The organism is Arthrobacter sp. FW306-05-C, from assembly GCF_021801725.1.
Classification (GTDB): domain Bacteria; phylum Actinomycetota; class Actinomycetes; order Actinomycetales; family Micrococcaceae; genus Arthrobacter.
On sequence record NZ_CP084556.1, the window covers coordinates 2,167,329 to 2,192,574 of the forward strand.

The following is a 25,246-nucleotide window of genomic DNA, read 5'->3' on the forward strand; positions in this document are numbered from 1 at the left end:
AGGAACGGATGAGCGGCACACCCAAGGGCGAACTAGTCTGCAGCGCCAATGACATCCAGGTCAAGCAGGCACTGCGGATCCTGATCGACGGCTACCCCGTTGCTGTGGTGCGGGACTCGATGGGCGAGATCCACGCCATCGGCGACACCTGCTCGCACGCGGACATCTCCCTGTCCGAGGGCGACGTGGAAGGCTGCGCCATCGAGTGCTGGGGCCACGGCTCCCAGTTCGACCTGCGCAGCGGCCAGCCGCTGCAGCTCCCCGCCTACGATCCTGTCCCGGTGTTCGCCGTCGAACTCGACGGAGACGACGTCTACGTGGACGTCACCAACGTTTTGAACGGCGCAGCAGTAAACAACTACTGAGCGCCCGCAGCACCAGACTTACGAGCGAAAAAGAAAGAAGAGCATGTCAACTCTTGAGATCAAGGACCTGCACGTCAGCATTGAGACGGAACAGGGCACCAAGGAGATCCTGAAGGGCGTCAGCCTGACCATCAGGACTGGCGAAACCCACGCCATCATGGGCCCCAACGGCTCCGGCAAGTCCACCCTGGCCTCCACCATCGCGGGCCACCCCCGCTACACCGTGACCAGCGGCAGCATCACCCTGGACGGCGAAGACGTGCTGGCCATGAGCGTTGACGAGCGCGCCCGCGCCGGTGTCTTCCTGGCCATGCAGTACCCGGTGGAGGTTCCCGGCGTCACCATGACCAACTTCCTCCGCACCGCCAAGACCGCCATCGATGGCGAAGCGCCCAAGCTGCGTACCTGGACCAAGGACGTGAAGGACGCCATGGAAAAGCTGCGCATCGACGCCGACTTCGCCCAGCGCAACGTCAACGAAGGCTTCTCCGGTGGCGAAAAGAAGCGCGTCGAGATCCTCCAGCTGGAACTCTTCAAGCCCAAGTTCGCCGTCCTGGACGAGACCGACTCCGGCCTGGACGTGGATGCGCTGAAGATCGTCTCCGAAGGCGTCAACCGCGCGCACGCCGAGGGCAACATGGGCACGCTGCTCATCACCCACTACACCCGCATCCTGCGCTACATCAAGCCTGAATTCGTGCACGTGTTCGTGGACGGACAGGTTGTCGAGGAAGGCGGCCCCGAACTGGCCGACCGCCTCGAAGAAGAAGGCTACGACCGCTACGCCAAGGGCGCCGGCGCAGCCACCATCGCGGCTGAGGCCGCAGTACAGGCCTAGTAAGGACTCATTGCCATGACCGAAATCACGCCGGGCCGCACGGCCCTGGAGGACGTCGAAGAGGCGCTCAAGGACGTCATCGACCCTGAGCTTGGCGTCAACGTTGTGGACCTGGGCCTGCTGTACGGCCTGAAGTACTCCGACGACGACGGTGCGCTCCTGATCGACATGACGCTCACCACCGCCGCCTGCCCGCTCACGGATGTGCTCGAGGAGCAGGTGGGCCAGGCACTGGACGGCGTCGTGGACGACTGGCGCCTGAACTGGGTATGGATGCCGCCGTGGGGTCCGGAGCGGATCACTGACGACGGCAAGGACCAGATGCGGGCCCTTGGCTTCAACATCTAAATAAGTACGACGACGGCGGGTCACCTTTCGCAGGAAAGGTGGCCCGCCGTCGTCGTTGGCCTATCGATTGCTGCGTATCTGTCGTTTTCAGCGATCTAAACGACAAGTACGGAGCAATCGATGGGGTGAACCTGGGGTTAGAGGGTGGCGGCGGAAAACGTGTCGCACTGCTTGATGTCGCCGGACTGGTAGCCCCGGGAGAACCAGCGCTGGCGTTCCTCGCTGGAGCCGTGGGTCCAGCCTTCGGGGGAGACACGGCCGGTGGCTGCCTTCTGGATCCGGTCATCGCCCACGGATGCGGCTGCCGACAAGGCATCATTCACATCCTGCGGGGTGAGGGGCTCCAGGTAGGGCTGGCCGGTGGCGGGGTCCTTGGTGGTGGAAGCGTACTTGGCCCAGAGTCCGGCGTAGCAATCGGCCTGCAGCTCGGTTCGGACGGACCCGGACTCCGGTCCCTGCGGATCCTGCTGCGCGCGTTTCAGGTCACCCAGCAGGTTCTGGACGTGGTGGCCGAATTCGTGCGCCACCACATACTCCTGGGCGAGGGGGCCGCCGGAGGAACCGAACCGGTCCACGAGTTCCTGGAAGAATCCGGGATCGAAGTAGGCGGTGGTGTCCGTCGGGCAGTAGAAGGGACCCACGTCGGAAGTGGCGGGCCCGCAGCCGGTGTTGGTGCTGCCGTTGAAGATCACTGCCTCCGGCCGCGGGTACTGCACCTTGTACTGCTGGAGGTAGCCCGGCCAGAACGCGTTGAGGCTGTTCACCGTGCCGGTGATCCGGCAGTCAAGCCGCGCATCCGCGTCCGCTCCGGTTTTGCAGGCCGGAGCCGTGCCCTGGGACTGGCCGGCGGTGCCGCCGTCGGTCAGGCCGCCGAGCATGTTGGGGTTGATGCCCAGCAGGAGCGCAACCAGCAGGACCAGGCCGCCGCCGATTCCGCCGCCGACCTTCACACCGGTACCCATGCCCCTTCGGTCCTGGACCTGGCTGGGATCAAGCTGCGCATTGTCATTGAAACTCATATCGTCACAATACCCGCGGCCCCGCGGCTCAATCCCCGGCGGCCGGTAAAGTTGGTCCGTGCCGTTCCTGAACATGATCCAACGCTGGGCTGAGCACCGCCCGCACGACACCGCCGTCGTGGTCGGCGGGCGGCGGCTTGAATGGGCAGCGCTGCGCGATGCTGTCGCCGGTTTGGTGGCGGAGACTAAGTCAGTGACCACGCTTTGCGAAGCCAATTCCGTGGAATTTGCAGTGAAGTTTGCTGCAGCTGTGGCCGGCAGGCGGCAGTGCGCCGTCCTGGATCCGGAATGGCCGGCACCGCTCCAGGAGGACATTGTCCGGCACGTTGAGGCGCACAGCGTTGCGGCGCCGGTATCCCCGGACGACGGTCTTGCTGATGGTCCGCCGGAGTCCACGTTCTTGGTCGGCCTCACATCCGGGACAACCACCGTGCCCAAGGCCTTTACCCGCTCCCGGCAGTCCTGGCAGCAGTCTTTCGATGCCTCGATTGAGTTCTTCGGCCTTCGCCAGGATGACGTCACCCTTGCCCCGGGGCCGCTGGCGGCCAGCCTCAATCTCTACGCGCTGGCCGAGTGCCTCTACGCCGGTTCCGAGTTCCAGACGCTGGAGACGTTCGACGTCGGCGACGTCCACGGTGCCATCACGCACGACCGCGTCACCCGGCTTGTCCTGGTGCCCACCATGCTGAGGATGCTCAGCGAGCGCGGCCTGACGGGATGCGTGGACGCTTCGGGGATCCGCAGCATCATTTGCGCCGGTTCGAAGCTGGACGCCCGCACGCTGGAGGCCGCCCGGCGCTGGGCCCCGAATGCCACCATCTACGAGTACTACGGCGCCTCCGAGCTGAGCTTCGTATCCGGTCTCAAACTGGCACCCGGACAGGCTGCAGCCCCCGGCGGAACCGGAATCGGACGGCCCTTCCCCGGCGTCGAGGTCCGGGTCCTGGCGGACGACGGGACCCAGGTCCCGGACGGCGGATACGGCAACATCTGCGTCCGCAGCGGCATGGTGAGCAACGGCTACCTGTGGGGCGACGACGGCCAGGCCCTGCGGTCCTTCGGCAGCTGGTACACAGTGGGGGACCAAGGCTATCTCGAGGACGGGGAACTGCACATCCTGGGCCGGCGCGCCGACATGATCCTCACCGCCGGGCGGAACGTGTACCCCCACGAGGTGGAACTGGCACTGGCCGCGGTTCCCGGTGTGGCCGCAGCCCTCGCCGCCGGGATGCCGGATGACCTGCGCGGCCAGCGGGTGGTGGCGGGCGTGGTTCCGTCCCACGGCGGGATCACCGCCACCCAGCTGCGGGCCGGGCTGGAGGACCTCCTGTCCCGGCACAAGCGTCCCCTTCAGTACTACCTCCTGCCCGAGCTGCCCACGACGGACCGGGGCAAGGTCAGCCGGAGCCTGTTGCTGGAGCGGATCAACTCCCGGGACCCCAGGGCGCGGCCCCTTGCCGGCTGACCTGCTGCCGCCGGAGCGCCAGCCGGTCATCATCGCAGCCCGCCGGACGCCGGTGTGCCCCGTCAACGGTGCGCTGCGGAGCCTGCGCGCCCACGAACTGCTGGCGCCGGTGCTCCGGGCGCTGGTTGCCGAGCTCGCCGTGGACCCCGCCACCGTCTCCGATGTCGTCATCGGCAACGCAGTAGGCGGCGGCGGCAACGTGGCCCGGCTGGCCCTGCTCGAGGCCGGACTCCCGGTCAGTGTCCCCGGGATCACCGTCGACCGGCAGTGCGGTTCCGGGCTGGACGCCATTGTTCTCGCCGGCCGGCTGGTTGCAGCAGGCGGCAACCCGCTTTACCTGGCCGGGGGAGTGGAGAGCTCCAGCACCGCACCCCTTCGGGCCCACAGGACGGACGACGGCGGCGCGGACTTTTACCTCCGCGCCCAGTTTGTGCCGGAAAGCTTTGGCGATCCGGACATGGGCGTCGCGGCGGAAACGGTGGCGCAGGAATACGGCGTCGGCAGGGAGCGGCAGGACGCCTTCGCGCTGGCAAGCCACCGTAAAGCCCTTGCGGCAATCCAGGACGGCCGCTTTGCCGGCGAAATCGTCCCGCTGGCCACAGACACGGGCACGGTCTCATGTGACGGCGGGCCACGCCGCGGCCTCACCCCGGCCGTCATGCGACGGTTCCCGCCCGCCTTCGTGCCCGGAGGAACTGTCACCGCCGGGAACTCCTGCTTCGACGCTGACGGCGCCTCCGCCGTCGTTATGACGTCCCTGGAGCATGCCCGCCAACTGGGGGCACGCGACGCGCTGTTGGTGCGCGGCACCGCAACCGCCGGCGTCGAGCCCCGGGTGCTGGGGATCGGTGCTGCGCAGGCGGCCGGTGGGCTGCTCGCGGAGGCCGGTGTGACCGCAGAACACGTGGACCTGGTGGAGTTCAATGAGGCCTTCGCGTCCCAGACCCTCGCGTGCCTGGACCAGCTGGGAATCGACGCCGACCGGGCCAACCTCGATGGCGGGGCGCTGGCGCTGGGGCACGCCTATGGTGGCTCGGGGGCGGTGCTGGTGACCCGGCTGCTCGCCCAGGCGCGGAGGGCAGGAACACCGGGAGCCCTGGGACTGGCGATGATCAGCATGGCGGGCGGAATGGGGACGGCCGCACTGCTGGAGTACCGGCGCCTCTAGGCCGGCTTTAGTCCTCGGCTTCGCCCAGGCCTCGGGCGGCGAGTGCTTCACCCGTTTGGCGTGCGTAGGCCACCGAGGTGATGAAGACGGGCAGGACCAGGGCCCGCGGATTGCGCTCCAGGCCGCGGGCCTTGGCGGAGTCACGGACGTCGGCGAAGGTGCCGGCGATGAACGGGATGCTGCGGAGCATGATGCCAATGGTCAGGGCAAAGCGCTCCGGATCCGCGCCGAACCTGGTGAAGGGACGGGCAGCCCGGACCACGCCGTCGAGGAGCCGCTGAATGGGCGTGGTGGCGGTGAGCAGGGACGCGGCCACCACGCAGAGCAGGATGTTCAACACGATCCGCCCCGCCGTGGGTCCGCCGAGTTGCCACCACTGGAAGAGACCAATCACCAACAGCACGGGGGCAAGCGGCCGGATTGCTCGCCAGAGCCTTTTCACTCCGGCTCCGGACGCCAAAAAGAGAACGCACAGCGCAGCCAATACGGCTGCGGAGATGCGCCAGTCCACAATGATGAAGGACACAAGGCCGCAGGCTACGACCAGGAGGAACTTCAGTGCCAGCGGTGCCCGGTGCAGAAGCGAATCGCCGGGCACATAGTTGGCAAGGAGGAAGCCGTGGCCCCTCACGGAACATCCCGCCCTGCATTGAGTCCCGCCACGCACCACGAACGGTAGGCGGCCACGGCGTCGGCTGGGGCGCCGTCGAATGCCACCCGACCGTCCTCGATGACCAGGACCCGGTCCATGTCCAAGGCCAGTTCGAGGTCGTGGGTGGACAGGATAATCTGCTGGTCCAGACCTGCCAGCGTCCTGCGGAGCAGCTCGCGGTTGCGCAGGTCCAGGAGGGTGGAGGGCTCATCCAGGACCAGCACTTTAGGGTCGACGGCCAGCACGGCGGCGAGCGCCATGAGCTGCCGTTCGCCGCCGGACAGTTCGTAGATGCTCTGGTCCGCCAGGTGCAGCAGGCCCAGTCTTTGCAGTGCGGCTTCGGCCTGGCTGCCCCGCTCGGCCGCGTTCCGGACGGATCGGCGCAGGGACAGTTCCACGTCCTCGCGGCCTGTGGGCATCACCAGCTGGGACAGCGGATCGGTGAAGACGAACCCCACGTTGCGCCGGACTTTCCGGACGGCACGGACTGTGTCGTCGCCGTCGACCGTTACCGCCCCTGTGGTGGGCTGGATGAGGCCGTTGACCAGGCGCAGCAGGGTGGATTTCCCGGAACCGTTGGCACCGATGATTCCGATCCGTGCTTCCTCCAGGCGGAGGTCCAGCGGGTGAAGGAGCACCTTGGGGTGTGGGGAGTCCTCCCTTTCGACGGCGACGGATGCCTGGGCGAAGGTCACGGCGGGCATGGCGGCCTAGGCGCTCTCAGCGGGCAGGGCACGGCGACGGACGCGGCGCACCAGGACATCCGGGAAGGCCCGGTGAAGGGCGACCGCGATGGCGGCTGCCAGGACATTCTTGATGATGTCTCCCGGGTAGAAAACGAGGTCGCTCATGAAGGCCTGTTCCAGGGTTGCCTTGGAGTTCATCGCGATGCCGATGACGCCCAACGTGTGCACGAAGACGATGCTCGTGGCCGTGGCGGAGAGGAAGAACCACAGGGCGCGGGCCTTGGTGGTGCGCCGGATCACCAGGGTGGCCAGCCATCCCACGACGAAGGCGGCGACGGGGAAGGCGATGATGTACCCGGCCGAGGGCCCGGCGAGGATGGCCAGGCCGCTGCGGCCCTGGCTGAAGATGGGCAGGCCAGCCAGGCCAAGGAGCGTGTAAAGGCCGACGGCGGCGAACGCCCGGGCGGGGCCAAGCACCAGTCCGGTGAGCATCACCGCCAGGGTCTGGAAGGTGATGGGGACACCGAAGCCGTTCAGGGCGAGCCCGGGCACCAGGGCGGCGGCGGCGACCAGGGCGGCGAAGACGGCGATCAGCCCGAGGTCTGTGCCGTTCCAGCGGCGGCGGGCTTGGCCTGTGTTCTTGGTGGTGGCGACGGTGCTCATGGGGTTCCTGTCGGGGTTGTACAAGCGGAATCTAATGTACAGCCGACGCTACCGCCGCGGAGCAGGGTTCATTTTGTAGGGGTTCCACTAACCGGGAGGGTTGCTGCTTTTGGGGTGGGCACAACTTCCATGCGAAGTGGCTGGAATGCCTTACACCTCTCGCAGCGGCCAACCATCACTTGGGCGGCGTTGGCAATGCTCTTTGGACGGCCCGGTAAATCGTCGAGCGGGCAACGCCGAATAGCTCGGCAATCTCAGCGGTTGTGTGCGCCCCGCCTTGGTAGAGACTAACGACGTGTGCTTCCTGGGCTTTTGAAAGCTTCGGAGGTTTCCCTCGCAGCCGGCCCTTGGCTTTTGCCACTGCCATTCCTTCACGAGTCCTGGCGCGGATCAGGTCGGATTCGAACTCGGCAATCATGCCCAGGATATTGAACATCAGCTTCCCCACCGGATCATTGGGGTTATAGACGCTCCCACCAAGGTCGAGGGCAACCCCCTTACGGGTGAGCTCGTCCGCGATGTCCCGGGCGTCGGACAGCGAGCGGGCGAGGCGATCAAGTTTGGTGACCACAAGGGTATCTCCCCTGCGGCAGGCGGCCAGGGCCTTGCCGAGGCCGGGCCGGTCGCGTTGGGTTCCGGTGAATCCCTGATCGACATAGATAACTTCAGGATCCACCCCAGCCGCTGCAAGAGCGTCGCGCTGTGCGGTCAGATCCTGGGCGTTGGTGGAGACTCGGGCGTACCCGATAAGCATGCCGTCAATTATAGCGTTTAGGACTCCATTACCGGGCAGTACGAGGGGCGGGGTTTACGGGAATCTCGGAACCTCGGCGCGCTGCGAATTTTGGACGCCCCTAAAAGAGTCCGGACTGCGGCGCGTGGCGGACCGGCTAACGGGACGGTTTGTGCGGGCGGGTGTGCGATCAGGCCGTCCTAGTGGTCCTGAATTACGTTGACTTACTCAGTGCAGGCCGTTCGCGAAGCTGCGTTCTTTGCCGGTGTGCAGGAGCAGGTGAGTTTCGGGCTGACAATCATGAAGCCCGAGTTTTTTCGCAGGATTTGCTCAAGATCGTTGATCGGAGACCGTGGGCGGCTTAGCGTCATGCCATCACTCGTTGGGGGATCGGGCTTTCGCGATATCGGATCGCCTTAGATCTAAATTCGTAGAAAGTTCGATGGGGAATGACTACTGCACAGCGCGGGCGCAAGCCTGCCTTTTTTCAACCATTTTCATGAGAACTCAACTACCGAAGTCTCAGGGGATTCTTCCTGGACTCATTGGATATTTGATCCTCGAGGTCATGGCCATATTGTTTGCAATATGGACCTATAACTCGGTCGGTCTCAGCTTAATGCCCATATTGGGTTCGGTCATTGCCGTGCTGACGTTGATCGGGCTCATGACGCGGATAAGAACAGTGCTGGAGGTTCGAAAGGCAGATATGGCCATTCAGAAGACACTCACCAGCACCGAGGGCTATATCCCCCTGCATGGAATGCTTCCTACCTCAGCACTGATGCAGTGCCTTGAGTACATGAAAGCGTCGCCAAACTACAAGGATGCCCACATGAACGGGCCAGCGATTACCGCAATACGGAAGGCTGACATGTTCACCAAAAGCGCGCATTGCACTATTACTTCCGATGAAAGCAGGAACGTCATTCACATAATTTTCCAATTGGTCGATGGAGGAGCCATATGGGCCGACAGTGGCAAACACGAGCGTGAAATCCTCATGTTCCAGTCGTCGCTAAGGAATGGTGAAACGCGAACGTAAGCGGAGGGGGACCGCCCGACGATCCGCAGTTCGCCGTCCAGGACAAGGCCCGGCGTTGCTGACAAGACGCCTGATGAGGCGTCGGTGGTCGTCTGCTTTCACGTGCATTTCAGCGTAGCCAGCCGAGCCCCAAAAGGATGCTTACCGCGAAGGCAGGGTTGACGAAGTCCAGTGAAGCGGAATTGACAATTTCATGGCGGGGTCCAACGACCGGTGGGCCACGGCACCATGAACGCATGGATGCAAGTCCAGAGCCCACCCATGAAGCCGCTAGCCTTCTAACAGCGGCCGTTCGGATCGCTTCACTGAACGATTTCGATGAGTGTGTAGTACGGACGACACCGGGAATGAGCATCGAGACACCTCAGATCAGGTCACCCGTCCGTGCGAGTCCGTCGCCGCTTCCTGATCCTCGCATTGTTGACGATTGACAGAAGTAAAACGACAGCGAGGAAATATGGCAGGAGCATCTGGGGAAATCGATCAAAGGTGGCAAAAAAACTTGCAATCATCACCCCTGTGACGAGAACGAGGGTGAATGTGGGCGTTTCCGTGTTCCAGATTTTCACTGATTCAGCCTCCTAAGATTTGAACGCCCAATCCCTATTTGCCACCACGGCGGATCTTGATACCGCATCCCAACTCCTGACGTGAAGAAAGTCATCTGAGTGTAAGTTCCCAAACGCAAGATACTGCCCGGTTAGACCGGCTTACGGGGACACAATGAGCGGGGCGAGGGAAGAGAAATTTTCCGATGTGTTTAGTCAGGTGGCAGGGACGGGGGCTAGCCATCATTCAGGCTGCTCTGGAAGAGCAGGTTCAGACTTGATGGAGAGGCAGCCAGCTCTATGTTCCCCTTATCGGTGCTCAGCTCGATGAGCCTTCCTCTTGGAAATACGGTCCATGGTGCTTTCAACGGCTCGCTTACGGCTCGGGGTTCTGAGTAGATCTCTACTGGACCAAACACAGGACCGGTCATCCCTGTGCGTGCTTGGAATAGGATTCGGCCTGGTTCTGCTTTGGCATATCCCATGGCCCATCTCCGTTTAAGGGAGGAGGCCCTCTCTCGGTGGGCACATTCGAATATCCCTTGTTCCGCATCTAGCGCTACGCGCTTCCTGGTTGCTGGGGCTATGAGCAGCGCGAGTACTGTCTGCAGGGCAAGACTGGCCAGGACGGCGATAGCAGCTGCCGCCCAGTCTCCAATCGCATCCTTCAAAGAAAAAAACACGCCCAAAAAGATTGGGATGAAGAGAAACATCCCAATACTGGAATCGTTGGCTTTTTCAAGCCACCCTCGAGGTGCAGGATTCAGGTCTTGTTGTTGCATTGAGTCCCAAGCCTCCTCCAGAACGCGGTGCTAGAGGCAATTCCCTTAGTCATGGCTCAATCTCGCAGAGCTATTCATTCCTGACAAGTGGGTTCACCGCTGCTTCACTTACAAAGGGGACTGCTGAAGGTTTGATTGACACTTTGCCTGTGAGGATTTGATCCTCGCGGGTGGAAGGATGTTCATCATGCCCAAAGCCTTTCCCGAAGAGTTCCGCCGCGATGTCGTCGCGGTTGCCCGCAAGGGCGAAGCACCCATCACCCAGATCGCCAAGGACTTCGGTGTCTCGCCCGCTGCCCTGCACCGCTGGATGAAGATCGCCGATAGAGAAGATGGCGTGAAGTCCGGGGCGGTGTCCGATGACGCCGCGAAGCTGCGGGAGGCCAACAAACGCATCCGGCTCCTGGAACAGGAAGCCGAAGTCATGCGCCGTGCCGTGGCCTATCTGTCCCGGGACATCAATCCAAAAAAATGATGTACCCGCTGGTCCGCGAGCTGGCTGCCAGGGACGCCCCGATCAGGGTTCCCGTGGCAGTGTCCTGCCGGGTACTGAATTTCTCCAGACAGGCCTACTACCAGTGGGCCGCCAATCCCGTCCCCGCCCGGGACTGGGAAGAAGCCCACTTGATCAACGCGGCCATCGACCACCACCGCGACGATCCTGCCTTCGGATACCGGTTCATCGCCGATGAGATCAACGCCGGTCCCGGCCCGGCCGCCAGCGAACGCCGGATCTGGCGGTTGTGCTCGGAGAACGGCATCCTCTCGGTGATCCACCGGCGGCGCCGCTCAGGGCTCAAGGCCGGCCCTCCGGTCCACGATGACCTCGTCGAACGGGACTTCAGCGCCACGGCACCGAACCGGAAATGGCTCACGGACATCACCGAGCACCACACCGGGGAGGGCAAGCTGTACCTGTGCGCGATCAAGGACCTTCACTCAAACCGGATCGTCGGATACTCGATGGACGGGCGGATGAAAGCGTCCCTGGCCGTCGCCGCCCTGGACCACGCCGTGGCCCTCAGGAAACCGGCGGGCACGGTGGTCCACTCGGACAGAGGGTCCCAGTTCAGATCCAGAAAGTTCGTCCTGGCCCTGAACACCTATGGGCTGAGCGGATCGATGGGCCGGGTCGGGGCCTGCGGTGACAACGCGGCGATGGAATCGTTCTTCTCCCTGCTTCAAAAGAACGTCCTGAACCGGAAACGATGGGAGACCCGGGCCGAGCTCCGGCTGGCCATCACGACCTGGATCGAGCGCAGCTACCACCGCAAACGCCGTCAACGCGCCCTCGGGCGGCTGACACCCATCGAGTTTGAGACAATAAAAAACGCGGCCTCAGCCGCGTAAGAAATTATCAACCACAGCTGTCAACTAAACCTTCAGCAGTCCCCAACTTCGGCCGCCGGCCTCATGAGACTGAGAACACCTCAAGCGCCTTCGGCCAAAGGACCACATAACGTTCTTCACCTACCGGCCTATATGCCGCGCGTACGCTGGCCCATCGCCAGTCAGTCCCCAGTGTCGTCCTCGCGTGCTGAAAGGCTTCTAGCGGTCGATCCGTTTCAATGAAGATATTCATTTCGCCAGCGCCAAAGTCGTGCCCGTCTACGACGCCGTATGCATCAAGGAGACCAGACTGAAGCAAGTCCTCCATTGAGATAAGCGCATCAAAGTCGACATCAGATGTTGCTGGCCACTGCAAAACCAAGATGTATTTCCGGGCTGCATGTTCCCTGGACATCGCACGACCCCGAGCATTAGCCATGAGTGGAGTCTTTCACTTCTTGTGAGCCGCAGGGAGACAGCTCGCCTGACTTGAAGTCGTCCTATTAGGGATCCTTACCTGGAATGATGAGAAGCATGGCTGCTTCCCGTCCCGATCCCCAGGCTCGCCTTGAAGGCGCCGTCGTCGTTCTTCGCGAGCTGATCGAGAATGACCTCCCGGCCCTATTCACAGCCATCGGAAAACCCGAGATATTCGCTGGTGGCTGGGGAGGAGGTATGGGGGCATATCGCGAGAACTTCGGGCAGTGGTCGGAGTTTTTGAGGCAATGGCTGCCCTGGCAACAAGGCAACGTGTACGCCGTGTGTCTGCGTTCATTGGATGACCGGGTGATTGGCACCACCACGCTCGGCGATTTCGACTTGAAAAATGAGTCTGCGCATATCGGCTGGACGGCGTATTCCCCGGACGTCTGGGGAAGCGGGGTGAACGCTGACGCCAAGCGGCTCCTGCTGGGCACGGCCTTCACCCATGGATTTGAGCGGATCAGATTGCAGGCCGACGTACTAAACGTTCGGTCGCGGGCGGCGATAGAGCGGATCGGCGCCCAAAAAGAAGGCGTGCTCAGACATGTCCAACGGCGTGCGGATGGCAGTTGGCGAGACACGGCCGTTTACTCTGTTCTACGCGAGGAATGGCCCCATGTACGCAGTTTCCTCGATGAGCGTTTAGCAGCCCGGCCGGCGTGCTCCAGCTATAACCCGTCTCCGTAAGCCGATCGGCTTGCGGCGCCTGACACTTGCTGTCCAAGTGTTGCAATCTCTCGGTTCCCGGCGCAGACCATCGACACCGCTGGAGTGCCTTCCATGACATGGGGGATGCAATAGGCACTCGTGCCCGCCGTCCATGGACGTTCGCGGCGTGTGCGTCGTGGTTGTCTCAATGGGCCTGCTGCTCTACGGCTTGACCCAGGTGCCGCCGGACCTGCTGCTGCCCGGGCTACAGCTATGTATGTATAGCGCTGAGACAGGCCAATAGAAGGCGGCCAAGAGTTTGACCGCCACGACCCGGCCCGGCGGGCGACGGCAGGTGCCCCCGCTGCAGCCGGCATGCATAGAGGCCGACGGTGAGACCGGCTACCGCAGCGCCCGCATGCCGAGAGGCCGACGACGAGAAGCGCCCTTAGATGCTAGCCGCCTGACGGCCGGCGGAGACCCTCGTGAGGAAGTCCTCGACTACGGCCGCGAACTCGTCAGGCCGTTCGATCTGCGGCATGTGCCCGGTCTTGGCGAAGACGTGCGACTCGGCGCGGGGCAGCGCCGCGGCGGCCGCTTCAAGGTGGCTGAACGGCAGGATGTGGTCGTGGTCGCCCCACACCACCAGCGCCGGAACGTCTGACCTGGCGAGCGCGCCGATCAGAGCGGTGCGCCACTCAGCCCGGACACCGGAAATCGTTCCCAGGTCGCGGGCGACGTCGACCAGCGTCCGGCGGTGCGCCTCCCGCTGCGACAGGGCGAGCGCGTGGCCGATGCGGTCGTCCGTGACCAGCGTCTTGTCGTAGAAGAGCGACTGTACCGTCCGGCGTGATGCTTTCTCGTCGGGCCGCAGGAGCAGGGCCGCGAGCGGGCGGACCGCAAGGAGGCGAAGGACCAGTGCCACTTCCTGGCCGAATCCGGCGCTGTTGGCCAGCACGAGCGCGGAGACGCGGTCCGGATGGTCGGCGGCCAGCTTCATGGCGACGGCACCGCCGAGCGAGTTGCCCATCACGGGCAGCGGCCCGGAAACCCCGACGGCGTCCAGGAAGGCCGGCAGGATCCCGGCCAGCTTCGCGAGCGTCGTAGTGCCGGGGAGCCGTTCGGAGTACGCGAAGCCGGGAAGGTCGACGCTGTAGACCGTGTGGCGGTCCGAGAGCCGATCGTGCTGTTCGTTCCAGTCCTCGAGGCTCTGGCCGATGCCGTGCAGCAGCAGCACCGGATCCCCGCTGCCGGTGTTCCGGTAGCGCAGGCGTGTCCCCGCGACGGTGACATGGCGCGTCCCCGGCAATGCGAGGGGATCCCGGGCCGGGGCGGCGGGTTGCCGGACAGTTTCCCGCGCCGGCTGCCCCCGCCGGCCGAACCGGACGTGGTCGGTCAGCCGGCCGGCCCGGAGCAGGGCGAAATCGCGGAAGTAGTTCTGGTGCAGCCGCCACGGCGAGCCTGCGCCCTGCCGGGGCAACTGGTCGGCGCCGCGGAAAATGTAGCCGGCCTTCAGGTCGATCAGCGAGGACAGCGAGCCGTTGGCGACGTCGGCGGGTGCCGCGGGTACCACCCACTGAAGGTTCCGGCGGTCCAGATGCTTGATCAGCCTGCAGATGTACCCGGCGACCAGGTCCGCCTTCAGGGTCCAGGACGCGTTGGTGTAGCCGATGGTGAGGGCGAAATTCGGGACCCCCTCCAGCATCATGCCCTTGTAGGTTAGAGTCCTGCCAACGTCCACAGGCTCGCCGTCGACGGAGAGCTTCATGCCGCCGATCACCAGCAGGTTCAGTCCCGTGGCCGTGACAATGACGTCGGCGGGCAGCGATGTGCCGGAGGCCAGGTCAATCCCGTCCGGGGTGATCCGGGAAATCGTGTCGGTCACGATCTCGGCAGTGCCGGCACTGATGGCCCGGTACAGGTCCCCGTTGGGGATCGCGCAGACCCGCTGGTCCCACGGCTGGTACGACGGGGCCAGGTGCGTGTCCACCGGGAAGCCCGCCGGCAGTTTGGCTACTGCCGACTTGCGCAGGATCGCCTTCATCGTCTCGGGCCGCCGTCGGCTGAGCTGGTAGGTGAACATGGAGAAAAGAATGTTCTTGGAACGTACGACGTCGTACGCCAGTTGCGCGGGCAGCTTGCCTCGGAGGCGGTCGGCCAGGTGGTCCCGCGCGGGCACGGGGGCGATGTAGGTGGGGGAGCGCTGCAGCATCGTTACCTTGGCGGCCGACTTTGCCATGGACGGCACCAGCGTCACGGCCGTGGCGCCGCTGCCGATGACCACCACCTGCTTTCCCTCATAGTCGAGGTCGGCCGGCCAGTGCTGCGGGTGGACGATCGTTCCGGCAAAGGTGTCGGCCCCGTCGATGGCCGGGGTGAAGCCCTCGTCATAGCGGTAGTAGCCGGAACAGACGGACAGGAACGAGCAGGTGAAGGTGAGTGGCTCGGGGGAGGAGGCGGTGTCGCCGGACCGGAACTCGCCCCCGGACGTGTGGACCGCCGTCACGGTCCACAGTGCGGTTTCGCTTGACCATGAGGCGGAAATGACCCTGGTGTTCAGCCGGATCCGCGGCGCCAGGCCCTCGTCGGCGACCGTTGCCTCGATGTACTCGCGGATGGACTCGCCGTCCGCGATCGCCTTGGCGCCGGCCCAGGGCCGGAAGGAGTAGCCGAGCGTGTACATGTCGCTGTCGGACCGGATCCCGGGGTACCGGAACAGGTCCCAGGTACCCCCGACGGCGTTCCTCGACTCCACTACGGTGAAGGTTTTTCCGGGTACCTCGCGCTTCAGCCGGCTGGCGAAACCCACACCGCTCAGCCCGGCGCCGACAATCAACACATCTACGTGCTCGCTCATGCCGCCAAGCTATCGACTTAATGTTGAGATAGTCAACACCGTGTTGAGAACCGGGGCTAGGATGGGCGCATGGCTCAAAGAGGAAGACGCAGCGCGAGGGTTTCGGGCGATGAGCGCCAGGACGCAATCCTGGTCACCGCCGAGGCCCTCCTGGCAAACCGTGCCTTTGACGAGGTCTCCATCGAGGATCTGGCCCGGGGTGCCGGCATTTCGCGCCCCACTTTTTACTTCTACTTCCCCTCGAAAGATGCCGTGCTGCTGGCCCTGCTGGACCGGGTTATCAACGAGGTCGAGCACCGGGTGGGGCACCTGCCGCGCGATTTCGAGAGCGACCCCGCGGGTGCGTGGACCCGTTCCATCGGAATGTTCGTTGAGGTGTTTGTCTCTCACCGCGGTGTGTCGACCGCCGCCATCGGGGCGCGCACCCGAAACGACGAGGTGCGCGGGCTGTGGTCCAGGTCGATGCAGTCCTGGGTCGACTTCTCAAGCGACGTTATCCGTGCCGAGCAGGCCCGCGGGGCCGCGCCGGCGGGCACCGACGCGCACGACCTCGCGGTGAGCCTGAACCTGATGAACGAACGGGTCATTACTGCTGCCCTCAACCGGGAGAGTCCTGCCATCGCGGAGACCGCCGCCCTGGACATCCTGTCAACCATCTGGATCCGCAGTATCTACGGGTCCGACAACCCCGGCGGCCGCTAAGGCCGGCGCCGAAAGGAAACCATAATGCCCTCCATCAAGACGCTCACCGTGCTCGGCACAGGGGTGCTCGGCTCCCAGATCGCCTTCCAGGCCGCATTCCACGGTTTCGCAGTCACCGCCTACGACGTCGATGAGGACGCACTTGCCAAGGCGCGGGACCGTTTCGCCCGCCTCGCCGGCATCTACCGGGCACAGATTGCCGGCGCCTCCGAGGGCAAGACCGAAGCAGCCCTGGCAAACCTCCGCCTCACCGCAGACCTGGGGGACGCCGTCGTCGACGCGGACCTTGTGATCGAAGCCGTTCCCGAACTGCTGGAACTCAAACGCGACGTCTACCGCAAGCTCGCGGAACTGGCGCCGGCCAAGGCCATCTTCGCGACCAACTCATCCACCCTGCTGCCCAGTGACCTGAAAGACTTCACCGGACGCCCGGACCGCTTCCTCGCGCTCCATTACGCCAACAACATCTGGGCGCAGAACATCGCCGAGGTCATGGGCACCGCGGAGACGGACCCGGCGGTGTACGCGGCTGTCGTCGACTTTGCCCGGAACAGCGGACTGGAACCGATCGAGATCAAGAAGGAGAAGGCCGGCTACGTCCTGAACTCGCTGCTGGTTCCGCTGCTGAACGCGGCCGCCGGACTGCTGCTTCAGGGCGTCGCCGACCCGTGCACCATTGACAAGACCTGGCGCATCGCCACGGGGGCCCCGAGCGGACCGTTCCAGATCTACGACGTCGTCGGCCTGACCACGGCGTACAACATCGCCTCGGCCTCGCCGGATGCCGGTTCCCAGGCGTTCGCCCAGTACCTGAAGGAGCACTACATCGACCAGGGCAAGCTGGGGGTCGCCTCGGGGGAGGGCTTCTACAAGTACTGAGTCGAGGACCTTTAGTGCTGCTGCAGTTCTTCCCGTTCCAGGTCTTGGACCGACCGCGAGGGCGGGCAGAACTCATTGCCCTCCGGCTGCAGGCAGCAAGTGGTTGTCCGGCAAAGAATGGGCTTATGCCTTGAGGCTGTTTTCGGTGGAGACCTCGCGAGCCTCGGTAAAGTAACCGTCAGACTGAAGACCGAGGGAACAGTGGGCTTTGCGTACATCCCCCAAGGAAGTTTTTCTCGTTGAACAAAGAATAGTCGGCAAGCAAGCCGCGGCCCTGCGAGCGTCCAATTCACGAGCCCACGGCCTGCTCATATGCCGGTCGGGTACGGACTGGACTCCGCGCAGCTTCCGTGCGCGACGTCGTATTCTGTTCGCATGTCCGTGCTCGTGGAAGTCACGCTGCTGTAGTTCAAGGCGTTCTCGAAGCCGTAGGTGATCTTTTCCTGCACCGTAACGCAGGCGATCATCAGGACGAAGAATGATCTGAATCAGCTAATGGTTCTTACGGAGACGCATTATTTCGGCCGGTTTGTCAGGTACTCGGTCCACTGACCAGGACTTCGTGAGTTGGTAGCCTGTGGCACATGCCCATCAAACTTGAGAACGTCGGAATCGCGGTTCGTGACCTGGAAGAGGCCATCGCGTTCTTCACTGACCTCGGGCTTACGGTCCTGGGCCGTGACACCGTCAGCGGGGAGTGGGCCGACACCGCCGTGGGCCTTGACGGCAACCACGCAAAAATCGCAGTGCTCCAGACCCCGGACGGCAGAGGCCAGCTTGAGCTCTTCGAGTACATCCATCCTGCCGCCATCGACACACACCCCACACTGCCGAACGAAATCGGAATGCACCGCGTTGCCTTCTCGGTCGACGACATTGACGCCGCGCTGGAGATCGCCGCGAAGCATGGATGCCACCCGCTGCGGGGCGTCGCAACCTACGGAGACATTTACAAGCTGACTTACGTCCGTGGTCCCAGCGGCATCATTGTGATGTTCGCCCAGGAACTCAAGAAGTCCACCGGAAACTGAGCACCTCGCCCCCGTGCGGGTGAGAGGGCCTACGCCCTGCTGCCATATACTCCGAAGATGCCCATCACGCACGCACCCACCCACGCAAAACCGTCCGGTCCCCAGCCAGGCGGAGGCCACCTGTGAGCGGCGGGCTCGTCGCCCTGCTGGACGACGTCGCCGCCCTGGCCCGCATCGCGGCAGCCTCGGTAGACGATGTGGCAGCCGGTGCCGCCAAGGCTGGTACCAAGGCCGCCGGCGTCGTAATTGACGACGCCGCCGTCACCCCGCAGTACGTGTCCGGGGCGGACCCGTCGCGCGAGCTGCCCATGATCAAGAAGATCTTCTGGGGCTCCATCCGGAACAAACTCCTGATCATTCTCCCGGCGCTCCTGCTGATCAGCGCCTTCATCCCTTGGATCATCCCGTTCATCCTGATGCTGGGCGGCACGTACCTCTGCTATGAGGGCGCGGAGAAGGTCTGGCACAAGCTGCGCGGCGGCCACCATGAGGCCGAGGAAGCGCCGGCTGTGGAACGCGGGCATGACGCGGAGGCCACTGTCGTCAAGGGCGCTATCACCACCGACTTCATCCTGTCCTGCGAAATCATGGTCATCTCCATGAACGAGGTGGCGACGGAATCCATTTGGGTCCGGGCTTTCATTCTGGTCCTGGTGGCGATTGCCATCACAGTGCTTGTGTACGGCGCCGTCGGGCTGATCGTGAAGATGGACGATATTGGAGTCCATCTTGCCGCCAAGGATTCTGCGCGCGCCAAGCGCTTTGGCCACCTCCTGGTAAGGGGCATGCCGGCCGTACTGGCTGCGATTACCTTCGTGGGAACGATCGCGATGCTCTGGGTAGGCGGCCACATTATGGTGCAGGGGGCACACGACCTTGGCTGGCACGCGCCCTATGACTTGATCCACGCACTCGAGCACCCGGTGGCGGGCGTTGCCGTTGTTGGCGGCTTCCTGGCCTGGCTCGTGGACACCCTGTGCTCAGCGGTGATCGGGCTCGCCTGGGGCCTGGTGGTCATGGCTGTCATTGGCCCGCTGCTGAAAGTGCTGCCCTTCGGCAAGGCGAAGGATCACGGGCACGGCGCGGCAGGAGAAACGCCCGACGGCGGTGGTCCCGCGGGCCATTAGTCTTCCGTTCCATCGCGGGCCGGGCCAGCGGGCCGGGAAGCGCGGTGCTTAGAACGCGTACCGGATCCGGCAGTACGGTGCGATCCTGCCAATCAGCGCAGTCAGTTGCTGGACGTAGCCTGCCTTGGCGCGCGCCCGGTACCGGACATTGCTGAAACCATTCGAGGAGACTTTGGCCTCCTGGAGGTCAGGGCGCCACAGGACGTTTTCGGCCTGCGGGTGCCAGCCCAGGTTGACCTCGTGCAGTTGCTCATTGTGGGTCAGGAAAATGACCTCGGCGGCCAGCTGCGCCTTGGCTGCAGGGGTCAGGGCGGCGTCCAACTGGCGCAGCAGCTCCTCCCAGTCGGCCAGCCACGTGTCGGTAATGATCACGGGGGAGAAGTTCACATGTACCTCGTACCCGGCGTCGACGAAATCGTTAATGGCGGCCAGCCGCTCGGCCACCGGGGACGTCCGCACATCGACTGACTTCGCCAGGTCCGCCGGCATCAGCGAGAAGCGGACCCTGGTGTGGCCCCCGTGGTTCCAGCCGAGCATGTGCCGGTTGACGAACTTTGTGGCGAAGGACAGCTTGGCATTGGGCAGTTCCCGGAACAGCGTGACAAGGTCCTCCACGTTGTCGCTGATCAGCGCGTCCACCGAGCAGTCGCTGTTTTCGCCAATGTCATAGACCCAGAGCTCGGGGTCGCACTGGTTAGGCTCCAGCTTGAGTCCCTGGCGCGTGGCGTGCCGTTCCAGCGTCCCGGCGATCTGGTCGATATTGGCGAAAACGGTGACCGGGTTGCTGTAGCCCTTGTGCCGCGGAACGTAGCAGTAGGCGCACGCCATGGCACATCCGTTGGCCGTGGAGGGGGCAATGAAGTCCGCTGACCTGCCGTTCGGCTTCACGGTCAGGGACTTCTTGACCCCGAGGACCAGCGCCTCGGTTTTGATCCGGGACCACCGCGGCACGTTGGTTTCGTCGCCGTGGAGGTCGGGAATGTTCCAATGGCTCTCCACGGGAACGACGTCGGCTCCCGGCCACCGTGCCACGATCTCCCGCCCGCGCGGCAGCTCCAAGGCTGCAGGCTGCGCGTAAATGCGGCGGATTTGCAGCAGCCGGTCGAATTCCATGTCCTCATTGTCCTTGACGGACCGGGCCCGAAACGGCAGTTAAGCCGACGGCATCCTTCCCCTGTATGCAGTATGGATGGACCGCCGCCTGCCGGACGGTAGACTGGGATGTGCCGTTCTCCGGCCACTCTGCCCCAGCGTCCCCTGGCACTCCGTGCGCGGACCGTGGCGTTCCCTGTTGTGAAAGGCCTTACCTGCTGTGATTACTGTCCAGGATCTTGAACTGCGCGCCGGTGCCCGGCTCCTGATGGACCAGGTGAGCTTCCGCATCGACAAGGGAGACAAGATCGGCCTTGTCGGCCGGAACGGTGCCGGCAAGACTACGCTGACCCGCGTCCTCGCAGGCGAAGGCCTTCCCGCCGCCGGTAAGGTCACCCGCAGCGGGGAGATCGGCTACCTGCCCCAGGATCCCCGTACCCCGGACATGGAGCAGTTGGCACGGGACCGCATCCTGTCCGCCCGTGGCCTGGACGTCGTCGTCGGTAAGCTTCGGAAGGCCCACGACGAAATGGCCAGCGAGGACGCCGAAGTGCAGCGGAAGGCCATGGGCCGGTATGACCGGCTGGAATCCGAGTTCCTCGCAGCCGGCGGTTACGCAGCGGAAGCCGAAGCTGCGTCGATCTGTTCCAACCTTGCGCTCCCGGACCGGCTGCTGAACCAGCCGCTCAAGACGCTCTCGGGCGGCCAGCGGCGCCGTGTCGAACTGGCCCGCATCCTCTACTCGGACGCCGAGACGATGCTCCTGGACGAACCCACCAACCACCTTGACGCCGATTCCATCGCCTGGCTGCGTGACTTCCTCAAGAACCACCAGGGCGGCCTGATCGTCATCAGCCACGACACGGACCTGCTGGAAGCCACCGTCAACAAGGTGTTCCTGCTGGACGCCAACCGTGCCCAGATCGACTTTTACAACATGGACTGGAAGCGCTACCTCCTTCAGCGGGAGACCGACGAGCGCGCCCGGAAGCGGGAACGCGCCAACGCTGAGAAGAAGGCGCAGGTCCTCATGGACCAGGCCAACAAGATGCGGGCCAAGGCCACCAAGGCCGTTGCCGCGCAGAACATGGCCAAGCGCGCCGAGCGCCTGCTCAGCGGGCTGGAAGCGGTCCGCGAGCAGGACCGGGTGGCAGCGCTGCGGTTCCCGGACCCCGCACCCTGTGGCAAGACCCCGCTCACCGCGGACGGGCTCAGCAAGTCCTACGGCTCGCTGGAGATCTTCACCGACGTCGACCTGGCCATCGACCGCGGTTCCAAAGTGGTCATCCTGGGCCTCAATGGTGCCGGAAAGACCACTCTGCTGCGGATGCTCGCCGGCGTGGACATTCCCGACACCGGCGAAGTCATCCCCGGCCACGGCTTGAAGGTTGGCTACTACGCCCAGGAACACGAAACCCTGGACCACAACCGGACTGTGCTGGAGAACATGCGCTCCGCCGCGCCCGATATGAAGGACGCCGAGGTGCGCGGCATCCTTGGCTCGTTCCTGTTCTCCGGTGACGACGTGGACAAGCCTGCGGGTGTGCTCTCCGGCGGCGAGAAGACCCGCCTGGCTCTCGCCACCATCGTTGCCTCCAGCGCCAACGTGCTGCTCCTCGACGAGCCCACCAACAACCTCGACCCCGCCAGCCGCGCCGAAATCCTGGGCGCCCTGCGCAATTACACCGGCGCCGTTGTCCTGGTCAGCCACGACGAAGGTGCGGTCGAAGCCCTGAACCCGGAACGCGTAGTCATGCTTCCGGACGGCGTCGAGGACCTCTGGAACGAGGACTACCTGGACCTCATCACTCTGGCTTAGCGCACCTGCAGCTCCAGCGCCGCGGTAAGGCTCCGGAGCTGTTGGTAGGTGATGCTGAACATGGAGTTGTGGTCTCCCGCTCCGGCCCACAGCAGCTCGTGGCGCCGCAGGGACTCGTCCAGCAGGGTGCGGATCCCTTTGGGGTGGCCCACCGGGGCTACGCCACCTACCTCCTGGCCCGTATGTTCCAGCACGAAGGCGGGGGAGGCGCGGCGGATCTTCCCTGCGCCCAGCTGCGTTGATACCAGCGCTGTGTCCACGCGCGCGGCGCCGCTGGCCAGGATCAGCAGCGGCTCCCCGCCGAGTTCGAAGACAAGGCTGTTGGTGATGGCTGCAAGGTCACATTCGAGGGCCTCAGCTGCTGCGGCTGCCGTGGGTACTCCCGACGGAAAGGTGCGCACGGTGTCGGCGAGCCCCGCCGCCACCAGAGCGGAGCGCACCAAGGAGACCGGGCCGCCGTCGTACTCCATGCCTCAGTAGCCCTGCGCGTCCAGGAGAGCGTCTTCTTCTTCCTCGGCGGTCGCCTTCTTGCGCTTTCGGGGTGCAGCCGGCCGACGGCGGGGGGCCACCGCAGCATGCATGGCCCCATCGTCAATCAGCTCCTCGTCCTCGGCGTCGATCGCCGCGTTCCGTGCCTGCTGCCGCGCCGCGTAGCCGAACCCGACGAACATGAGAACGCCGAAAGCGAACCACTGCAGGGAGTAGGACAGGTGCGTCCCCTCATCCGTCGACGGCTTGGGGAAGGCAACGGGCATCGCGGCTGCCGGCGGTGTTTCCGAGGCGAGCTGGCCGTACGCGCCCGTCATCAGCGGGTAGCCCAGCTGCGCGGCGTACGTGGGGAGATCGATGGACGCCAGTTGCCCTTCGGGGGCCCCGCGCTGAAGCTCCGGCTCACCATGCTTCAAGCGCACGACGGCGGTCACCTCACCCTGGGGAGGGGCAGGCACCGAATCGGGGCTGCCCGGATTCGTGTTGCCGATGGGCAACCAGCCCCGGTCGATGACGACTGTCTCACCGGTGGTGAGGCGGAAGGGGACCACTACCTCGTAGCCGGGCTGACCGTTGAGAGGCCGGTTGCGCACGATCCGTTCCCCGGCGGCGTCATAGGTTCCCTTGAGCTCGACCTGGGTCCACTCCTTGGCCGGGTCCAGGTGGTTGAACTGGTCCCGTGCCTGCTCGAAAGGGATGGGAGTTGCCGAGTAATTGCTGACCACCCGGTTGATTTCGGCCAGGGTCTCCGCACGGCGGTCCATCTGCCAGCGGCCCAGGAAAACACATGCGGTGGCAAAGATGGCGGCCAGCAGGAGATAGCCCAGCCACTTGCTGGAAAAAAGGAAACGGTACATTCAGATGTCCTGCTCCAGCGATCCGCCGTCGCCGGCGAGGGGGAGGGTTTCCTTCCAGAGCCCGCGCGTCTGCAGGTAGTCCTCCAGCCATGCCCGGTGGTCGGCGCAGGCCAGCCAGGTCTTTCGCCGCTCGGGTGTGTGGATTTTGGGGTTGTTCCAGAGAAGCTGCCAGGACGCCTGCGCCCTGCACGCCTTCCGCGAGCACAGGGCGGTCTCAGAAACGACGTCGGATCCTGCTGCAAAATCGAAAATGCTCATTTGGCCTGCCCCTGCTCTCCGCGCTCCTGGTCATCGTCCTTCACCAGCTCGCCCTGGAGCACGGCGCTTTCCGGTTTTTCGTCGGTGGCCGGGGGAGGCGGGCTTTCAAGCTCGGCCAACGGGGCCGAGTCCAGCAGCAAGTCGCTGGGCGTCTCCGCCTTGTCGCTGCCGTTGGCGATGACCACCGCAATCCACGGCAGGAAAACTGCTCCCGCCACCGCAATGATCTTGAACCACCCGTCCACCACGAAAATCAGGATCAGGCAGACCATGCGGATCCCCATGGCCAGGGCGTACTTGATCATCCGCTGGCGCATATCTTCCGAATGTGCGGCCGCGGCGTCCGTAATGCTGTGGACCTCGGCGTCGCCGGAGAACCGGCCCGGTTCTTCGGGCGCGGAACGTCCCGCATGGTTTTCAAGGGTCACGGTGGATGATCACGCTCCAAAGGCTTCCCTTAATTCTCGCACCATCGGCAGTGCTGCCCAAACCCGCCGCAGGCCTGCCGCTAAGATCGGAGGCAGCCCAAACCACACCCCGCTAGCGCGGCACAGCCTGCCGCAGAATTTCGGAGCATCCCCATGACTGAAACAGCGTCCGCCCCCCGCAGTGTCCTGGTGACCGGCGGCAACCGCGGCATCGGCCTTGCCATCGCGCAGGCGTTCCTCGCCAACGGTGACAAGGTGGCCGTGACGTACCGCAGCGAAACGCAGCTTCCGGAGGGAATCCTCGGCGTCAAGGCGGACGTTACTGATGAAGCCTCGGTGGATGCTGCCTTCAAGGAAGTGGAAGCGGCGCATGGCCCCGTGGAAGTCCTGGTGGCCAACGCCGGCATCACCAAGGACACCCTGCTCCTGCGCATGAGCGAGGACGACTTCACCTCGGTCATCGACACCAACCTGACCGGGGCCTTCCGGGTCATCAAGCGCGCGTCCAAGGGCATGATCCGTCTGCGGAAGGGCCGCGTTGTCCTCATCTCCTCGGTGTCCGGCCTCTACGGCGCACCCGGCCAGATCAACTACTCCGCGTCCAAGGCCGGCCTGGTGGGCATCGCCCGGTCCCTCACCCGCGAGCTCGGTTCCCGCGGCATCACCGCCAACGTGGTGGCGCCCGGCTTCATCAACACCGACATGACGGCAGAACTCCCCGAAGCCACCCAGAAGGACTACCTGTCCAGCATCCCCGCCGGACGCTTTGCCGAGGCCGCGGAGGTGGCCAACGTGGTCCGCTGGATCGCAAGCGACGAAGCCGCCTACATCTCCGGCGCCGTGATCCCGGTGGACGGCGGCCTGGGCATGGGCCACTGACCCTGCCGGTCTCAGCCGCTGACCCTGCCGCCCCCTGACGCTGCGGGAAACTAGCC

At 64.4% G+C, this 25,246-nt stretch carries 26 protein-coding genes; 14 read left to right on the forward strand and 12 right to left on the reverse strand.

Going from position 1 to position 25,246, the window contains the following annotated elements; translation table 11 throughout:
- The first annotated feature begins 8 nt into the window (after nucleotides 1–8).
- The 3 genes from LFT44_RS09965 to LFT44_RS09975 are packed head-to-tail and all read left to right on the forward strand — an operon-like array spanning nucleotide 9 to nucleotide 1,551.
- The gene (locus tag LFT44_RS09965) at nucleotides 9–365 is read left to right on the forward strand and encodes a non-heme iron oxygenase ferredoxin subunit (protein WP_142133896.1); all 357 of its coding nucleotides are present in this window, start codon (nucleotides 9–11) and stop codon (nucleotides 363–365) included.
- A 43-nt stretch (nucleotides 366–408) separates the two neighbouring features.
- On the forward strand, nucleotides 409–1,203 hold the full coding sequence (sufC, locus tag LFT44_RS09970) for a Fe-S cluster assembly ATPase SufC (RefSeq protein ID WP_236802645.1): 795 nt from the start codon (nucleotides 409–411) through the stop codon (nucleotides 1,201–1,203).
- Nucleotides 1,204–1,218: 15 nt separating this feature from the next.
- Nucleotides 1,219–1,551 carry a metal-sulfur cluster assembly factor gene (locus LFT44_RS09975; protein ID WP_058267279.1) on the forward strand — a complete coding sequence of 111 codons (333 nt, stop codon included), beginning with the start codon at nucleotides 1,219–1,221 and terminating at the stop codon, nucleotides 1,549–1,551.
- A 137-nt stretch (nucleotides 1,552–1,688) separates the two neighbouring features.
- Here LFT44_RS09975 and ypfJ read toward each other — a convergent pair whose 3' ends face one another.
- The gene (gene ypfJ, locus LFT44_RS09980) at nucleotides 1,689–2,570 is read right to left on the reverse strand and encodes a KPN_02809 family neutral zinc metallopeptidase (RefSeq protein ID WP_236802647.1); all 882 of its coding nucleotides are present in this window, start codon (nucleotides 2,568–2,570) and stop codon (nucleotides 1,689–1,691) included.
- 58 nt (nucleotides 2,571–2,628) lie between these two features.
- Between ypfJ and LFT44_RS09985 the strand changes: the two genes are divergently transcribed.
- Both LFT44_RS09985 and LFT44_RS09990 read left to right on the forward strand, forming a co-directional pair.
- Nucleotides 2,629–4,035: a class I adenylate-forming enzyme family protein gene (locus LFT44_RS09985; RefSeq protein ID WP_236802649.1), complete on the forward strand. Its 1,407-nt coding sequence runs from the start codon at nucleotides 2,629–2,631 to the stop codon at nucleotides 4,033–4,035.
- The gene (locus LFT44_RS09990; RefSeq protein WP_236802650.1) at nucleotides 4,025–5,203 is read left to right on the forward strand and encodes a thiolase family protein; all 1,179 of its coding nucleotides are present in this window, start codon (nucleotides 4,025–4,027) and stop codon (nucleotides 5,201–5,203) included. The genes LFT44_RS09985 and LFT44_RS09990 overlap by 11 nt, the downstream gene beginning before the upstream one ends.
- Before the next feature lie 7 nt (nucleotides 5,204–5,210).
- Here the strand turns inward: LFT44_RS09990 and LFT44_RS09995 are convergent, their stop codons facing one another.
- The 4 genes from LFT44_RS09995 to LFT44_RS10010 form a co-directional block, all read right to left on the reverse strand.
- Nucleotides 5,211–5,834, reverse strand: a complete 624-nt coding sequence (locus tag LFT44_RS09995) for an energy-coupling factor transporter transmembrane component T family protein (RefSeq protein ID WP_236802652.1) — start codon at nucleotides 5,832–5,834, stop codon at nucleotides 5,211–5,213.
- Nucleotides 5,831–6,559 (reverse strand): energy-coupling factor ABC transporter ATP-binding protein, encoded by a 729-nt coding sequence (locus LFT44_RS10000; RefSeq protein WP_236802654.1) that lies wholly within the window; start codon nucleotides 6,557–6,559, stop codon nucleotides 5,831–5,833. The genes LFT44_RS09995 and LFT44_RS10000 overlap by 4 nt, the downstream gene beginning before the upstream one ends.
- Before the next feature lie 6 nt (nucleotides 6,560–6,565).
- On the reverse strand, nucleotides 6,566–7,204 hold the full coding sequence (locus LFT44_RS10005) for a biotin transporter BioY (protein ID WP_236802656.1): 639 nt from the start codon (nucleotides 7,202–7,204) through the stop codon (nucleotides 6,566–6,568).
- Between the two features lie 175 nt (nucleotides 7,205–7,379).
- The gene (locus LFT44_RS10010) at nucleotides 7,380–7,958 is read right to left on the reverse strand and encodes a recombinase family protein (protein WP_373462183.1); all 579 of its coding nucleotides are present in this window, start codon (nucleotides 7,956–7,958) and stop codon (nucleotides 7,380–7,382) included.
- 421 nt (nucleotides 7,959–8,379) lie between these two features.
- Between LFT44_RS10010 and LFT44_RS10015 the strand changes: the two genes are divergently transcribed.
- Nucleotides 8,380–8,982: a hypothetical protein gene (locus LFT44_RS10015; RefSeq protein ID WP_236802658.1), complete on the forward strand. Its 603-nt coding sequence runs from the start codon at nucleotides 8,380–8,382 to the stop codon at nucleotides 8,980–8,982.
- A 784-nt stretch (nucleotides 8,983–9,766) separates the two neighbouring features.
- On the opposite strand, the gene LFT44_RS10020 is transcribed toward LFT44_RS10015, so the two are convergent.
- Nucleotides 9,767–10,312 (reverse strand): hypothetical protein, encoded by a 546-nt coding sequence (locus LFT44_RS10020; RefSeq protein WP_236802660.1) that lies wholly within the window; start codon nucleotides 10,310–10,312, stop codon nucleotides 9,767–9,769.
- Nucleotides 10,313–10,499: 187 nt separating this feature from the next.
- On the opposite strand from LFT44_RS10020, the gene LFT44_RS10025 reads away from it, so the two are divergent.
- Nucleotides 10,500–11,662, forward strand: a protein-coding gene (locus tag LFT44_RS10025) for an IS3 family transposase (RefSeq protein ID WP_236800145.1) whose coding sequence is annotated in 2 segments (ribosomal slippage) — nucleotides 10,500–10,778 and nucleotides 10,781–11,662 — 1,161 coding nt in all. Because the reading frame shifts where the segments join, the coding sequence is not laid out codon by codon here.
- Between the two features lie 513 nt (nucleotides 11,663–12,175).
- Nucleotides 12,176–12,811 carry a GNAT family N-acetyltransferase gene (locus LFT44_RS10030; RefSeq protein ID WP_236802661.1) on the forward strand — a complete coding sequence of 212 codons (636 nt, stop codon included), beginning with the start codon at nucleotides 12,176–12,178 and terminating at the stop codon, nucleotides 12,809–12,811.
- 409 nt (nucleotides 12,812–13,220) lie between these two features.
- Here LFT44_RS10030 and LFT44_RS10035 read toward each other — a convergent pair whose 3' ends face one another.
- On the reverse strand, nucleotides 13,221–15,629 hold the full coding sequence (locus LFT44_RS10035) for an alpha/beta fold hydrolase (protein ID WP_236802663.1): 2,409 nt from the start codon (nucleotides 15,627–15,629) through the stop codon (nucleotides 13,221–13,223).
- 69 nt (nucleotides 15,630–15,698) lie between these two features.
- Between LFT44_RS10035 and LFT44_RS10040 the strand changes: the two genes are divergently transcribed.
- The 4 genes from LFT44_RS10040 to LFT44_RS10055 all read left to right on the forward strand — a co-directional run bounded on the left by LFT44_RS10040 (nucleotide 15,699) and on the right by LFT44_RS10055 (nucleotide 19,368).
- Nucleotides 15,699–16,331, forward strand: a complete 633-nt coding sequence (locus LFT44_RS10040; protein WP_236802666.1) for a TetR/AcrR family transcriptional regulator — start codon at nucleotides 15,699–15,701, stop codon at nucleotides 16,329–16,331.
- Between the two features lie 24 nt (nucleotides 16,332–16,355).
- A complete protein-coding gene (locus tag LFT44_RS10045; RefSeq protein WP_236802669.1) occupies nucleotides 16,356–17,210 on the forward strand; it encodes a 3-hydroxyacyl-CoA dehydrogenase in 855 nt (284 codons plus the stop codon).
- A gap of 584 nt (nucleotides 17,211–17,794) precedes the next feature.
- Nucleotides 17,795–18,241: a VOC family protein gene (locus tag LFT44_RS10050; protein ID WP_236802671.1), complete on the forward strand. Its 447-nt coding sequence runs from the start codon at nucleotides 17,795–17,797 to the stop codon at nucleotides 18,239–18,241.
- Nucleotides 18,242–18,363: 122 nt separating this feature from the next.
- Complete coding sequence (locus LFT44_RS10055) at nucleotides 18,364–19,368, forward strand: DUF808 domain-containing protein (protein WP_236802673.1); 1,005 nt, start codon at nucleotides 18,364–18,366, stop codon at nucleotides 19,366–19,368.
- Between the two features lie 48 nt (nucleotides 19,369–19,416).
- Here the strand turns inward: LFT44_RS10055 and LFT44_RS10060 are convergent, their stop codons facing one another.
- The gene (locus tag LFT44_RS10060) at nucleotides 19,417–20,481 is read right to left on the reverse strand and encodes a spore photoproduct lyase family protein (protein ID WP_236802675.1); all 1,065 of its coding nucleotides are present in this window, start codon (nucleotides 20,479–20,481) and stop codon (nucleotides 19,417–19,419) included.
- 199 nt (nucleotides 20,482–20,680) lie between these two features.
- On the opposite strand from LFT44_RS10060, the gene abc-f reads away from it, so the two are divergent.
- The gene (gene abc-f, locus LFT44_RS10065) at nucleotides 20,681–22,279 is read left to right on the forward strand and encodes a ribosomal protection-like ABC-F family protein (protein ID WP_236802677.1); all 1,599 of its coding nucleotides are present in this window, start codon (nucleotides 20,681–20,683) and stop codon (nucleotides 22,277–22,279) included.
- On the opposite strand, the gene LFT44_RS10070 is transcribed toward abc-f, so the two are convergent.
- The 4 genes from LFT44_RS10070 to LFT44_RS10085 are packed head-to-tail and all read right to left on the reverse strand — an operon-like array spanning nucleotide 22,276 to nucleotide 24,311.
- A complete protein-coding gene (locus LFT44_RS10070) occupies nucleotides 22,276–22,749 on the reverse strand; it encodes a YbaK/EbsC family protein (protein WP_236802679.1) in 474 nt (157 codons plus the stop codon). The genes abc-f and LFT44_RS10070 overlap by 4 nt on opposite strands.
- Nucleotides 22,750–22,752: 3 nt before the next feature.
- Nucleotides 22,753–23,625 (reverse strand): SURF1 family cytochrome oxidase biogenesis protein, encoded by an 873-nt coding sequence (locus tag LFT44_RS10075; protein WP_236802681.1) that lies wholly within the window; start codon nucleotides 23,623–23,625, stop codon nucleotides 22,753–22,755.
- Nucleotides 23,626–23,883 (reverse strand): hypothetical protein, encoded by a 258-nt coding sequence (locus tag LFT44_RS10080; protein WP_236802683.1) that lies wholly within the window; start codon nucleotides 23,881–23,883, stop codon nucleotides 23,626–23,628.
- A complete protein-coding gene (locus LFT44_RS10085) occupies nucleotides 23,880–24,311 on the reverse strand; it encodes a DUF3099 domain-containing protein (RefSeq protein WP_236802685.1) in 432 nt (143 codons plus the stop codon). Before LFT44_RS10085 ends, LFT44_RS10080 begins: the two co-directional genes overlap by 4 nt.
- 153 nt (nucleotides 24,312–24,464) lie before the next feature.
- On the opposite strand from LFT44_RS10085, the gene LFT44_RS10090 reads away from it, so the two are divergent.
- The gene (locus LFT44_RS10090) at nucleotides 24,465–25,190 is read left to right on the forward strand and encodes a beta-ketoacyl-ACP reductase (protein ID WP_236802687.1); all 726 of its coding nucleotides are present in this window, start codon (nucleotides 24,465–24,467) and stop codon (nucleotides 25,188–25,190) included.
- Nucleotides 25,191–25,246 lie beyond the last annotated feature (56 nt).